We start from the raw sequence: 14,184 nt of genomic DNA on the forward strand, positions 1-14,184 counted from the left end.
CATTTAACTGATTTTAAAAACAAACGGAAATATTCCCATGGAATGGCTCACGGAAACAAAGATTCCGCTGGGACAGTGGATTTCGTCTTTGATGGATGCGCTTAACGAACATGCCGATTTCGTTTTCTATACCATCTCGGATGTTCTTGAATTCATTATTGAAAACACCATCGATTTTCTGCTGTGGCTCCCACCGCTTTTGATTATTGCCGGATTTGGCGCACTTGCTGCTGTTTTGCATAGATCCTGGAAACTGACCGCCTTTACCATTCTTTCCCTGCTTCTGATCGTCAATCTTGGTTATTGGGAAGAAACCATGGAAACGCTGGCGCTTGTGATCTATGCGTCGCTGTTTTGCATGGTTATCGGGGTGCCGCTTGGCGTAGCATCCGCCCACCGCCCATGGCTATATCAAGCCATGCGTCCGATTCTTGATTTGATGCAGACGATCCCGACCTTTGTCTATCTGATCCCGACCCTGATCCTGTTTGGTCTGGGTGTTGTTCCGGGACTGATTTCAACCGTTATCTTTGCCATTGCCGCCCCGATCCGCCTGACACATCTTGGCATTTCCAGCACGCCAAAGGCACTGCTCGAAGCGGGCGAAAGCTTTGGCTGCACACCGCGCCAGTTGCTGTTTAAGGTCGAACTGCCATCCGCCATGCCATCGATCATGGCCGGTCTGACCCAGTGCATCATGTTGTCACTTTCGATGGTGGTGATTGCCGCCCTTGTCGGGGCAGATGGCCTTGGCAAACCGGTTGTGCGCGCCCTTAATACCGTGAACATTGCCCAAGGGTTTGAAGCCGGTCTTGCGATTGTGATCCTTGCCATTGTGCTGGACCGCATCTGCCGTCGTGATAACAACGAAACATCGGGGCAGTGATCATGAGCAATGCTGTTGAATTTGATAATATCGACGTGATCTTTGGCAACCGTCAGGCAGAATCGCTAAAACTGCTCGACGAAGGCAAAACACGCGCAGAAATAGCCAAGGTGACAAACAACGTCCTTGGCGTTGCCGATGTCAGCTTCAATGTCCCACAAGGCGAGATTTGCGTTCTGATGGGCCTGTCAGGGTCTGGTAAATCATCGCTTTTGCGCTGTGTGAACGGGTTGAACAAAGTTTCACGCGGGTCGCTACGGGTATATGATGGCGACTGGTCGGTCGACGTCACAAAGTGCGATGGCCCGACATTGCGCAAATTGCGCCGTGAGTGTGTCGCCATGGTGTTTCAGCAATTTGGCCTTCTGCCATGGCGGACCGTTGCTGAGAATGTCGGCTTCGGGCTTGAGCTCCGTGGCCTTGCCCCAAAGGAACGCCGCGACATCGTCGATGAAAAGCTGGCCCTTGTCGGCCTAGATCAGTGGGCGGATAAATATGCCCATGAACTGTCGGGCGGTATGCAACAGCGTGTTGGGCTTGCCCGCGCGTTTGCCACCGATGCCCCGATCCTTTTGATGGATGAGCCGTTTTCGGCACTTGATCCGCTGATCCGTAACCGGCTTCAGGACGAGCTTCTTGATCTTCAGGAAAAGCTGAACAAAACCATCCTGTTTGTCAGCCATGACCTTGATGAAGCCATGAAACTTGGCAATTCCATTGCGATCATGGAAGGCGGCTATGTCGTTCAGCATGGCACGCCCGAAGACATCGCGCTTCGTCCGGCCAATGGTTATGTTGCCGACTTTGTTGCACATATGAACCCGGTCAATATCCTGCGCGGTCGCGCAATCATGCATCGCGTGACCAAGGATCAACGCGACGCAACCGGTGACATCACAATTGACGATGAAGATCTTCGCATCACGCTTGATGATGGGGTGGTTCAGGCCGCCAGAACGACTGAAAGCGGGCAGCTTAAGCTGATCACATATGATGGCACCCTGCCCGTCGATCTTGATGCCACCGATAACTCGGTGATCTTTGTCGCACCTGATGATGTGCTTCTTAAAGTCCTGATTGAAATGCGGTCGATCACCCAGAACCCGGTCATCCTGACCCGCGAGGGCAAGATATCAGGCACCTTGGGCCGCCGGGAATTCTTTGACAGCCTGACGCAGACGGCATCTGCACCGGACTGATTTCAAATCATCACATTAAAAATGGCGGCTCAATCATGGGCCGCCATTTTTGTATGAGGAATTCAAATGCGGCCTATCCGCCCGTTACCGGCGGGAATAAGGCAATTTCCGATGCCTTGGTCACATCGGTTTGCGGTGTGGCATATTCCTGATCAACCGCAACTCGAATGATGGCAGGTTCGGCCAGTGCATCGGCGAAATTCGCCCCGCGTCCGGGCAACCATTCCAAAAGATCGGCAACGGTTTTCACATCTTCGGGCAGCTCAACGGCTTCTTCGGCCATGCCGATACGGTCTTTGACCCACGAGAAATAGACCAGCTTCATATTCAATCCTGATGGTTGGCATTCAATGATAGACATGCTTACGCAATCAGTGTCATCGCGCAAGTCCCGATACCGTGATTACGGATACACAAAATATCCGTCAGGCGCGTTTTCCAACCGTGCCGTTAGATTGTCGATGAAGAACCGTTCAGCACGGCTTTGCGACATGCGCGGGTTGGTGACAAGGTAAATGTCAATTGCGGGCGGCGCGTCATAGGGCGGCAACCGCCAAAGCTGCCCCCGTTCCGTGGCATTCTGCACAACGTGGATCGGAAGCGGCCCAATGCCAAGCCCGGCATTGATCAAGCGCCGGACTTCTTCGAGATGCGGACTGACCGCGACAACCTTGCCTTTCATCCCTTCCTGCGCGCGCAATACGGCGACGGGTGCCAGCGCATCGGAAAGCTGATCGGTGGAAAAAGATACGAACGCCTCGCTTTTTAAATCGGCGAGTTTGAGGTCCTTTCGGCCAAACAAGTGATGCGTTGGCCCACAGAAAAACCCAAAATGTTCACGGTAAAGTCGGCGATATTCCAATCGAGGATGCTGTTCGCGAACCAGACAGATGCCAAAGCTGGCCTGCTGGGACAGGACCTGATCAATCACATGGCCCGATGTTGCGACATTGATCTCATAGGTCACCTCCGGATGGGACCGGTTAAACTCGAACAACGCATCATCAAGTGGCGGAAACACCACATGACTGGCCAACCAAAGATGCAAATGCCCGGTCAATTGATTGCCGCTGTCTGACATCACATCAGACAGTCGCCCGATAGCGCCGCATATTTCCCGGCACTCATGATAGAGTGCCAATCCTTGTTCGGTGACCTCAAACCGGCCGCGTTCCCGGTCAATCAGTCGCGCACCAATCTGGTCTTCAAGCCGCTTTAACGCGTTGCTGACACTGGGTTGGCGCAACAACAGCCGATTGGCCGCCCCGGTGATCGAACGTTCTTCGACAATCACGGTGAAGGTATGCAAAAGGTTCCAGTCAAACTGGCGGCGCAGCAGTTCATTCATACCCGTTTCCCCCCATTCCCTTGCGTCCCATAGCCATTAGCTATGGGATCTATTCTACTTATCTATTTGCGCTATATGCAAGTCTGGGGTGGAATAGCTTCACCATTTAATCACGGCCAAATAAATTCGCACGGCACAGCCGGAGCATATAACGGGAGGCATAAATGGCCGCAGATATCGCCGGGGAGCGCAGAGCCCCGTGGGTGCTGTTATCACCATCGCTGGCAACTGTCGGGTTGTTACTCATCATCCCGATGCTGTTTATCGTCGTGTATTCGTTCTGGTTGCGCACCGCGACCGGGGCGGATCAGGTTGGCTTTTATCTTGATAACTGGATCGAAGTGCTGGGCGACCGGTTTTACCGCGATATCCTGTTTCAGACCTTTGCCATCGCCTTTTACACCACGGTAATTTGTGCGTTTATTGGCTATATCCCGGCCTATTTCGTTGCCAATACTCCGATGAAATCCAAGGCATTTTTGCTTTTGATGCTGATGCTGCCATTCTGGATCAGCTACATCATCCGCACCATGTCGTGGATCAATATTCTGGGCACATCGGGCGCGCTCAACACGCTGTTTCTGTCGATTGGCATCATCGATGAGCCGATCCAGATGCTTTATAATCAGACGACCGTTGTATTGGGTCTGGTGCATTATCTGCTGCCGTTCATGATCCTCAATGTCTATGTCAGCCTTGATGGCATTGATAAAAACCTGACCGAAGCTGCCCAAAGTCTTGGCTGCACGGGATGGCAGGCATTTCGCGAAGTCACTCTGCCGCTATCCATGCCAGGCTTGGCCGCCGGATCGCTTTTGTGCTTTGTGCTGGCGGCGGGCACCTATATCACCCCGATTGTTCTGGGCGGACCGCGCGATGCGATGTTTGCCAATCTGGTGTTTGAGGCCATCGTTACCCAGCTCAACTGGCCGCTTGGATCGGCACTTTCACTCGTCCTGCTGGCCCTTCTGGGTGTGCTGGTCGTCATCTACACCCGTTATCTTGGCGTCGATCAAATCGCCAAGAGTTTCAAGTAAGGGGCAAGAAGATGAAAATCATGTCTGGTTGGTCCCTGATCCGCATTGCCACGATCCTTGTCTATCTGTTCTTGTTTGCGCCGGTCGCGGTTGTGATCCTGCTGGCGTTTAACGCCAATCAGTTTGGCGGCTTTCCGATTGAAGGATTCTCCTTGCGCTGGTTTGATGCGCTTTGGAACAATGACGCCATTGTGCGGGCGTTTAAAACATCTCTCTTGCTGGGGCTTTTGACCAGTGCGGTTTCGACCACATTGGGCACCCTCGCCGCCCTTGCCATGGTCAGATACGATTTTCCGGGAAAACGGACCATTTCGACCCTGTTGGTTGCCCCGATCCTGATCCCGGAAGTCGTTCTGGCCGTGGCATTGCTGTTGTTCTTGCAGTTCTTGTCCATGCCCAAAAGCTTTGGGTTGCTTTTGATGGGGCATGTGGTCTTTACCCTGCCCTTCGTCGTTCTGGTGGTTCAGGCCCGGCTTGTCTCCATCCGCCGCGACGTAGAAGAAGCCGCCATGAGCCTTGGCGCCACACCGATCCAGACATTCTTTGAGATCACCCTGCCCTTGATGTTGCCTGCGGTGATGGCCGGAATGCTGTTTTCATTCACGATTTCCTTTGATGACATCACCGGCACGCTGTTCTGGAAACCGGGCGGCGTTGAAACCGTTCCGACCCAGATTTTCGCCATGCTGCGCAATTCCATCAGCCCGGAAATCAATGCGCTGGGCGCTGTGATGGTGATCTTTACCATTGCGCTGCCACTGGTGGCGGCATCGGTATCACGCGTTCTTTCAATGCGCAAAATACGCGCTAGCAATCGTGCAAGTAACCGCTCTGAACAAACTGCCTAATACGGACCTTGAATATCGCGGGAAACCGCCAAAACCAACAACAAGACCAATACAATAACAACGACCAAGAACATAACCGATTAACGGATAAATCCTTATCAGGAGGCCTTAAATGGACGATACCAAACGTTACGAACGCCTGCTTAATCGCTATCGCGATGGTGATATCAGCCGCCGTACTTTTCTAACCGCTCTTGGTGCAGCCGGTGTTGTTGCCGGTGTGACCGGTGGCCCGATGGGCCTGCTGGCCAGAAACGCCCACGCAGCCACCCCTGAACAGGTCCGCTTTGACGGCTGGGGCGGTGTTGTGTCCGAGGCGTTTGAGAAATATGCCTTCGCGCCCTATACCGAAAAAACCGGCATCGACGTTGTCTCGGGCACCTTTGGCGGTGCGGATGAATATATCGCACGTGTCAAAGCCGGTCAGCCGGGTGAGTTTAACCTCGCCCATCTTTCCGGTGTGTTTGACTATGCCCGTTATCATGGTCTGGAACTGACGTCGGAACTGAACGAAGACAACATTCCGAACCTGAAAAACGTCATCCCCAGCCTGATTGAGCCGTTGCGCAAAATCACAGGCGGCACCCTGTCGGCTGTACCATATGACTATGGCACCACCGGCATTGCCTATAACCGCAAATACATCAGCGATGAAGAAGCCAAGGCCAAAGGTGCGAAACTGATGGTCGATGAAGCCTACAAAGGTAAAATCGGCGGCTGGGGCGAATGGAAAACTCGTATCTGGTACGGCGCACTTCAGTCCGATCAGGATCCGAACAACATCAAGGACATTGATGCCGTTTGGGACATGATCCGTTCGCATCGTGATCTGGCCCTGAAATATTGGAGTTCAGGGGCGGAATTGATGAGCCTTCTGGCCGAAGAAGAAATCTATGTCACCGAAGGCTGGTCTGGCCGCATCAAGGCACTTCAGGATCAGGGCCATGACATCGGCTATCATGATCCGGCCGGTGGTCTGGGGTGGCAGGAATGTATCTTCGTTCTGCGCGGAAGCCCAATGGCTGCCTGTGAAGAGCTTTTGAACTTCATGCTTGAACCCGAAGTCGCGATTGCGGTTGCCGAAGGTCAAAGCTATCCGCCTGCCCTTGATCCGAACAAAGTCGAACTTGGCAAGATCATCCCGACCTTGCCAGCATTTGATCCGTCCGGAACGCTTTCGTCACTCAGTTTCTTTGATCCGGCGTATTGGAACGAAAACGAAGCTGACTGGTCGAAAACCTTCTCCCGTGTGCAGCGCGGCTACTAAGCCGTTCCTGCTTACGTGAACCGGTGTCCTGGTCATTGCACAACCGGCCAGGACACCTTCGCCGCCTTTTTCAAGGTGCGGCTTATTTCTGACAGGGTATTTAACAATGGCAGACACCGAAAACGCCGTTGAACTGCAAAATGTCGTCAAACGCTACGGCGAATTTACTGCCGTCAAACGCATTGACTTGACCGTACCAGACAACAGTTTCGTCACGTTTCTGGGGCCGTCGGGCTGTGGCAAAACCACGACATTGCGCATGATTGCCGGTTTGACCGACATCACAGAGGGCGATTTGCTGATCCGGGGTAAGCGGGTCAACAGCCTGCCGATCCACAAGCGCAATCTGGGCCTTGTGTTTCAGAACTATGCCCTGTTTCCGCATAAATCGATTTTCGACAATATTGCCTTTGGCCTGAAATACCGCAAAACCAGCAAGTCTGACATCCGCGATAAGGTCAATCGTGCACTTGATTTGGTGCAATTGCCCAATGTTGCCGAACGCTATCCCAATCAGCTTTCTGGCGGCCAGCAACAGCGTATCGCGCTTGCACGTGCCATCGTGATTGAACCCGATGTTTTGCTGCTAGATGAGCCGCTATCGGCCCTTGATGCCAACCTCCGCGAAGAAATGCGCGTTGAGCTCAAACGCATTCAGCGCGAACTGGGTATTGCCACGGTATTCGTCACCCATGACCAGTCCGAGGCATTGGCGATGTCTGACAAACTGGTTGTGATGAACAATGGCTTTGTCGAACAAGAAGGCGCACCGCAAGACGTCTATAACAATCCAGCGTCGGCCTTTGTTGCCGACTTCCTTGGCCATTCAAACATCATTGCCGGCGCCCTTGGCGGTCCCGATGCGGCCTTTACCAATGTAAACTTGCAATCGGGCGAAACGCTTTTGACCACCGATGAGCAAACGGCCAAGGCCAATGGCTCCAAAGACGTCCGTGCGGTCATTCGGGCGGAAAAAATTGGCCTGTCCGAACAGGACGGATCGGGTGATGGCGTTATTTCCATTCCCGGCAAGATCAAGACTGTCGATTATCTCGGTCAACAGGCCCGATATTTTGTCGAAGCCAATGGCCGCGACTGGCAGGTCATAAATCCGATAGATGCCCGCCCCCATCAGGAAGGTGCCGATATCTTTATGCATATCGCTGCCCGTAATTGTGTGTTGTTGCCCGGTCACCAGGATTGATTTCACCAAGATTGATTTGCCAATCTGACCGGATCAGGAGAGCCACCAAAAATGACGCATACCGACAAAGCCCCGGTCGGTCACAACCGGGAATCCCGCCTGTTTTACCAAAGCCGGTCACGCCGTCCGCTGATTGACCGTGCAAAAGGCGTCTATATGTGGGACGTCGATGACAAACGCTATATCGATGCATCCAGCGGTGCCATGGTCAGCAATATCGGCCATAGCGACCCGCGCGTGATCGCCGCGATGAATGCACAGCTTGAAAAAGCCAGCTTTGCCTATCGCCTGCATTTTGAAAATGATGCGGCAGAAAACCTTGCGTGGCGTTTGGCTGAACGTGCACCGGGTGATCTGGAACGGGTTTTCTTTGTGTCTGGCGGGTCCGAGGCAGTCGAAAGCTGCATCAAGCTTGCCCGCCAATATGCACTGGCAAAGGGTGATGCCCAACGCACCAAGGTTATTTCACGGTTTCCAAGCTATCACGGCGCAACACTGGGCGCGCTGGCCCTGACCGGCTATACGCCAATGCATGCGCCCTTTGCACCGATGATGGTCGATCAACCGAAAATCCCCGCCCCAACCTGTTATCTGGATCGCGATGATCTGACCGACCATGAACGTGGCATCAAATATGCCAACATGCTTGAGGCTGAAATCCTCAAACAGGGTCCCGAAACCGTCCTTGGCTTCATCATGGAACCGGTTGGTGGGGCCGCGACTGGGGCGTTGGTTGCACCCGACAGCTATTATCACCGCATTCGTAAGATTTGCGATCACTACGGCATCCTTCTGATCTATGACGAGGTCATGACCGGGGCCGGTCGTACCGGCAAATATTTCGCCGCCGAACATTGGGGCATCACGCCCGATATCCTTGCCGTGTCCAAAGGATTGGCGGCGGGTTATGCCCCGCTCGGTGCGATGATTGCGCCCGACCGCATTGTCGGACCAGTGCTGGATCACGGCGGGTTCATTCATGGTTATACCTATGCCGGAAATCCGCTGGCCTGTGCAGCGGGCAATGCGGTTCTTGATGTCATTGATGAGGACGGGCTTCTTGAAAATGCCGCGACCAGTGGGGCCGCGTTAAAGGCCGAACTTGGTAAACTTGCCGATGACTTCACCATGATCGGTGATGTGCGCGGCCTTGGTTTGTTGCTCGCGATTGAGCTGGTTAAAAACCGCAACACCATGGAAACGCTTGATCCCAAACATATGGCAGCCGCCCGTTTGGTCGATATCGCCTATGACATGGGCCTGATCATTTACTGGCGCCGCACACGCGGCGGGTATCGCGGCGATCACGTCATGATCTGCCCGCCGATGTCGATCACCCCGGATCAGTTTGCCGACATTCTGGGTCCGCTGCGCGCCGCCCTTAGCGACCTTCAGGACGAACTTGCCCTTGCCGGAGCTCTCTCATGAGCCGCAAAGTCATCATTACCTGTGCGATTACGGGATCGGTTCATACCCCATCCATGAGCCCGCATTTGCCCATCACCCCCGATGACATTGCCAAACAGGCCATTGATGCAGCCAATGCCGGGGCATCGATCCTGCATCTGCATGCGCGTGATCCCAAAACCGGATTTCCTAGCCCCGACCCCGATCTGTTTTTAGAATTCCTGCCCAAGATCAAGGCTGAAACCGATGCGGTGATCAACATATCAACCGGTGGCGGCATGACCATGACGGTCAAGGACCGCATTCGCGCCGCCAGCATTGCCGCCCCCGAAATGGCATCGCTGAATATGGGAACGATGAATTTTGGATTGTTCCCCGCCCTTGCGGTGGATCGCGACTGGCAACATGCCTGGGAACCAGAATTCCTTGAAAACAGCCGCGACTTTGTTTTCAAAAACACCTTTGCCGACATCGAAACCATTCTCGCCGATCTTGGTGAAGCCAATGGCACGCGGTTTGAATTTGAATGTTACGACGTCGGGCACCTTTATACGCTGGCCCATTTTGTTGAACGCGGCCTGATCAAAGGCCCGATTTTCATCCAGTTTGTGCTCGGTGTTTTGGGCGGTATCGGTGCCGACCCGGATAACCTCGCCCATCTTAAACGCACCGCCGACAAGCTGTTTGGCGACCAATACCAGTTTTCTGTTTTAGGCGCGGGCCGCCATCAAATGCCACTTGCCAGCATGGCCGCCGCCATGGGTGGAAACGTGCGGGTCGGGCTGGAAGACAACCTTTATCTGCGCAAGGGTGAACTGGCCCCCGATAACGCATCCCAAGTCCGTAAAATCCGCGAGGTTCTTGACGGTTTATCGCTTGAAATCGCAACACCCAATGATGCCCGTGCTCAACTTGGGTTGAAAGGCGGCGATAAGGTCGCCTTTTAGCCAAAACACCATCGCGCGACCAGCGCCAAGGACACAAAGACAAAGACGCCATCACCCGTTACGACCACGCTTAACGTGAAAGGCGGCAGCCATGATGCATGCCTATTTCTCAGACGATCAGTTACGCCATCACGGCAAAACATTCATTGTTGCCGGTGAACGTAAACCGATCCCCGAAGTCCCCGAACGCGCCGAAATCCTGAGCGGGGCGGTATCGCGCCTTGGGCTTTCGCTGCGTGCGCCGCGTGATTTCGGGATGGACCCGATTGCCGCCATTCACGATGCCAATTACCTGACATTCCTTCAAACCATCTACCAGCAATGGCAAGCTGCCGGTGGGTCGGAACTGGTGATCCCCAATATTCACCCCTTTGATCGCAATGGTCCCTATCCGCGTCATCATGTCGGTAAGGCAGGCTTCCATCTGGGCGACACATCCTGTCCGGTATCGGAAACCACATGGTATTCGGCCTATGCCAGTGCGCAAACCGCCATTGCCGCCACACGCCATGTCCTTGATGACGGGGCCAACACGGCCTATGCGCTGTGTCGTCCGCCCGGCCATCACGCCAGTTCCAACATCGCCGGTGGGTTCTGTTATCTCAACAACAGTGCGATTGCCGCACAGGAATTGCGCGCCAAATATGACCGGGTGGCGATCCTTGATGTCGATCTGCATCATGGCAATGGCACGCAGCATATTTTCTATGACCGTGATGATGTCATGACGCTTTCGATCCATGCCGACCCCAGTGATTTTTATCCATTTTTCTGGGGCCATGCGCAGGAACGTGGCGAAGGTGCCGGGGTTGGCTTTAACCATAACGATCCCCTGCCCCTTGGCAGCGGTGATGCGGCCTTTCTCAGCGCACTTGACCGGGCATTGGCGGTGATGGATGATTTCAATCCGGGCGCGGTTGTCATCGCCCTTGGACTTGATGCATCGCGCGATGATCCGTTTGGCGGCCTGACCGTCAGCCCGGACGGATTTGCCAAAATCGGTGAAAAAATTGGCACCCTTAAGTGCCCAACCGTGCTAGTGCAGGAAGGGGGTTATGTCAGTAACACGCTGGCAGAAAACCTGTATCAATTCATCAGCGCGTTTCGCACCACCAACGACAAAAACGCCCCAAAAAACGCTTAGACATCAGAAGGCCCCAAATGACCCATTCCGACATCCTGATTATTGGCGGCGGTATCGCCGGTATGTCTGCGGCATTCTTTCTGGCAAAGGCCGGAAAGTCCGTCACGGTTTTGGAACGCGAAGACCAGCCCGGGTATCACAGCACCGGCCGGTCTGCGGCCCTGTATAGCGAAACCTATGGCCCCAAAATCATTCGCAAGATGTCGACTGCAAGTCGGGATTTCTTCATCACTCCGCCCGACGGGTTTACCGACCACCCGATCCTGACCTCGCGCGGCATCATCATGACCGCCGCCCCCGGCGAAGAAGCCAAACTTGACGAAATCCTGACCGAAGGCCGCGCAAACGGGGCAAATTTTGTTTCCCTGACCCCGGCCGAGCTCAAAGAAATCATCCCGGTGATCAATACCGATCTGATTGCCAGTGCGGCCCATGAAACTGATGCCATGGACATTGATGTTCACGCACTTCATTGGGGCTTTATCCGCCAGTTCAAATCACTGGGCGGAACGTTGATCACCAAGGCCGATGTCAGTGCGATCACTAAAACCGATGGCACATGGCAGGTAACCCTTGGCAATGGGCAAACCCACAGCGGTGATATCATCGTTAATGCCGCAGGCGCATGGGTCGATGACATCGCCACCAAGGCCGGTGTCAACCCGCTTGGCATTACGCCCAAACGCCGCACAGCCGTAATGGTGGATTTGCCATCGGATGTGAATGCCCATGGCTGGCCACTGGTCGCCAGCCTTGATGAAAGCCTGTATTTCAAGGAAGACGCCGGACGGTTGCTGGTCTCCCCCGCCGATACCACCCCGACCGAACCCCATGATGTCCAGCCCGAAGAACTCGATATCGCGATCACGATTGACCGGCTGATGACCGCAACCAGCATCGAAGTCCGCCGTCCCGGCGAAAGCTGGGCCGGGTTGCGCAGCTTCTTTGCCGATGGCGATCCGGTTTCGGCATTTGATCCCGCCGATGGCAGTTTCTATTGGCTGGCCGGTCAGGGCGGATATGGCATTCAAACCGCACCGGCCATGGGGGAATATGCCGCCAGCCTGATCTGTGGCGGCGGCATCCCGGCCCACATGCAAAAGCTTGGCATTACCGAGGATGCGCTCTCGGCAACCCGCCCGTCGCTGGTGACCGGGAAATAACCGGCTACACCGCCTAAACGGAGAAACACCAATGACCCGCTTTGATCGCAACAGCTTGCGCAAGGCCGTAACAAACCGCACGACGCAGGCGGTCGATGACCTGTGCACGCTGGTACGTCACGACAGCATGCTCGGCAACGAAGCCTCCGCACAAGGCTGGATTGCCGATCAGTTTGCCGATATGGGCCTTGATGTCGAACGGGTTGCGATTGATATCGACGCCCTGCGCGATCAACCGGGATTTTCCCCGCCGGTGATTGATGATTATGACGGACGCGAAAACGTCATTGGCCTGCACCGCCCCAAAACCCCAACCGGGCGCAGCCTGATCCTTAATGGCCATATGGATGTTGTGCCAACCGGCCCGACGGAAAAATGGCGACGCGGCCCGTTTGATCCATATGTCGAGGGTGACTGGCTTTATGGGCGCGGTGCCGGGGATATGAAGGCCGGGATCATTGCCTATTGCCACGCGCTTCGAGCCCTTCACGATATCGGGTTGGAACCCGCCGCACCGGTGATTTTACAATCGGTTATTGAGGAAGAATGCACCGGAAATGGCGCGCTGGCCTGTCTTCATGCCGGGTACAAGGCCGATTGTGCGATCATTCCCGAACCGTTCAACCAAACCCTTATGACCGCCCAGCTTGGCGTGATGTGGTTTCAGCTTCATGTGTCGGGTAGCCCGGCGCATGTTCTCGATACCTCAGCCGGCAGCAACGCGATTGAAGCTGCCTTTGGCTTCTTTGAGGTTCTTAAAGAAGTCGAAGAAATCTGGAACCATCCGACCCATCGTCATGCCACCTATGGCGCGCATGTTCACCCGGTGAACTTTAACCTTGGCAAAATTGACGGCGGCGAATGGGCATCAACCGTGCCGCCGGTATGCACTGCTGATATTCGTGTCGGGTTTTACCCCGGCATGGAACTTGAAAAAGTCCGCGAAACGATTGAGGCCGTCAAACAAAGTGCGATTGACAACCACCCGGCGTGCAAGGGTGCTTCGTTTGACATCACCTATCGCGGGTTTCAGGCCGAAGGATGCGAAATGGATGTCAATCATCCGATGATGACGATGATGGGCGATATCCATCAGGAAGTCACCGGCAACACGATCAAAAACTATGCCTCAACCGCAACAACCGATGCCCGGTTTTTCCAGATTTACGGCAACATCCCGGCCACCTGTTATGGCCCCAAAGCCGAACGCATTCATGGCATTGATGAACGGGTTTCGATTGCCAGCATGATGGAAGTCACCGAGGTCCTTGCCCTGTTTATTGCCGACTGGTGCGGCGTGCAAAAGCGTGCTAGCTAATTCGTATTATTGAATAAATTATCCGAACTCACATCAAGGAGACTTTTATGACCATTCAACGTTTTCACACCGGCCCACGCATGAGCCAGGCCGTTGTCCATGGCGACACCATCTATCTTGCCGGTCAAGTTGGCGATGCCAAAAGTGACATCACCAACCAGACCAAAGAATGTCTGGCAAAGGTTGATGCCCTTCTGGCCGAATGCGGTTCGAGCAAAGAAAACATCCTGTCGACCACCATCTGGCTGGCCGACATGAAAGATTTCGCCGCCATGAACGCAGTTTGGGATGCATGGGTTCCGCAGGGTCACACCCCGGGCCGTGCCTGTGGCGAAGCCAAACTTGCCACCCCTGACTTTCTGGTCGAATTCATGATTATTGCGGCCAAGCCGTAATTTTAACGACCCCACAAAAAA

General features: G+C 54.3%; 14 protein-coding genes. 12 read left to right on the forward strand and 2 right to left on the reverse strand.

The features are described from left to right. The first annotated feature begins 37 nt into the window (after nt 1-37). Nucleotides 38-886, forward strand: a complete 849-nt coding sequence (gene choW / locus K355_RS0112300; protein WP_022732445.1) for a choline ABC transporter permease subunit — start codon at nt 38-40, stop codon at nt 884-886. A gap of 2 nt (nt 887-888) precedes the next feature. Then, nucleotides 889-2,085, forward strand: a complete 1,197-nt coding sequence (gene choV, locus K355_RS0112305; RefSeq protein ID WP_022732446.1) for a choline ABC transporter ATP-binding protein — start codon at nt 889-891, stop codon at nt 2,083-2,085. 73 nt (nt 2,086-2,158) lie between these two features. Here choV and moaD read toward each other — a convergent pair whose 3' ends face one another. Both moaD and K355_RS0112315 read right to left on the reverse strand, forming a co-directional pair. Then, entirely contained in the window at nt 2,159-2,410 is a 252-nt protein-coding gene (moaD, locus tag K355_RS0112310; protein WP_022732447.1) for a molybdopterin converting factor subunit 1, read from the reverse strand. Nucleotides 2,411-2,488: 78 nt separating this feature from the next. Further along, complete coding sequence (locus K355_RS0112315; RefSeq protein ID WP_022732448.1) at nt 2,489-3,433, reverse strand: LysR family transcriptional regulator; 945 nt, start codon at nt 3,431-3,433, stop codon at nt 2,489-2,491. Between the two features lie 164 nt (nt 3,434-3,597). Here K355_RS0112315 and K355_RS0112320 point away from each other — a divergent pair, with 164 nt between their 5' ends. The 10 genes from K355_RS0112320 to K355_RS0112365 all read left to right on the forward strand — a co-directional run bounded on the left by K355_RS0112320 (nt 3,598) and on the right by K355_RS0112365 (nt 14,163). After that, complete coding sequence (locus K355_RS0112320; protein ID WP_022732449.1) at nt 3,598-4,470, forward strand: ABC transporter permease; 873 nt, start codon at nt 3,598-3,600, stop codon at nt 4,468-4,470. Nucleotides 4,471-4,490: 20 nt separating this feature from the next. After that, nucleotides 4,491-5,318 carry an ABC transporter permease gene (locus tag K355_RS23895; RefSeq protein ID WP_033368854.1) on the forward strand — a complete coding sequence of 276 codons (828 nt, stop codon included), beginning with the start codon at nt 4,491-4,493 and terminating at the stop codon, nt 5,316-5,318. Nucleotides 5,319-5,430: 112 nt separating this feature from the next. Next, complete coding sequence (locus K355_RS0112330; RefSeq protein ID WP_022732451.1) at nt 5,431-6,585, forward strand: extracellular solute-binding protein; 1,155 nt, start codon at nt 5,431-5,433, stop codon at nt 6,583-6,585. A gap of 106 nt (nt 6,586-6,691) precedes the next feature. Further along, nucleotides 6,692-7,789: an ABC transporter ATP-binding protein gene (locus K355_RS0112335; protein ID WP_022732452.1), complete on the forward strand. Its 1,098-nt coding sequence runs from the start codon at nt 6,692-6,694 to the stop codon at nt 7,787-7,789. A 51-nt stretch (nt 7,790-7,840) separates the two neighbouring features. Then, a complete protein-coding gene (locus K355_RS0112340) occupies nt 7,841-9,217 on the forward strand; it encodes an aminotransferase family protein (RefSeq protein WP_022732453.1) in 1,377 nt (458 codons plus the stop codon). After that, entirely contained in the window at nt 9,214-10,143 is a 930-nt protein-coding gene (gene kce / locus K355_RS0112345; RefSeq protein ID WP_022732454.1) for a 3,5-dioxohexanoate:acetyl-CoA acetone transferase, read from the forward strand. Before K355_RS0112340 ends, kce begins: the two co-directional genes overlap by 4 nt. A gap of 91 nt (nt 10,144-10,234) precedes the next feature. Then, nucleotides 10,235-11,287, forward strand: coding sequence for a histone deacetylase family protein (locus K355_RS0112350; protein WP_022732455.1), 1,053 nt, complete (start codon nt 10,235-10,237; stop codon nt 11,285-11,287). A 17-nt stretch (nt 11,288-11,304) separates the two neighbouring features. Beyond that, nucleotides 11,305-12,450, forward strand: a complete 1,146-nt coding sequence (locus tag K355_RS0112355; RefSeq protein ID WP_022732456.1) for an NAD(P)/FAD-dependent oxidoreductase — start codon at nt 11,305-11,307, stop codon at nt 12,448-12,450. A gap of 31 nt (nt 12,451-12,481) precedes the next feature. Beyond that, nucleotides 12,482-13,768 (forward strand): M20 family metallopeptidase, encoded by a 1,287-nt coding sequence (locus K355_RS0112360; RefSeq protein ID WP_022732457.1) that lies wholly within the window; start codon nt 12,482-12,484, stop codon nt 13,766-13,768. A 47-nt stretch (nt 13,769-13,815) separates the two neighbouring features. Beyond that, nucleotides 13,816-14,163 carry a RidA family protein gene (locus tag K355_RS0112365; protein WP_022732458.1) on the forward strand — a complete coding sequence of 116 codons (348 nt, stop codon included), beginning with the start codon at nt 13,816-13,818 and terminating at the stop codon, nt 14,161-14,163. Nucleotides 14,164-14,184: the final 21 nt, after the last annotated feature.

Source organism: Thalassospira lucentensis MCCC 1A00383 = DSM 14000, from assembly GCF_000421265.1.
GTDB classification, from domain to species: Bacteria; Pseudomonadota; Alphaproteobacteria; order Rhodospirillales; family Thalassospiraceae; genus Thalassospira; species Thalassospira lucentensis.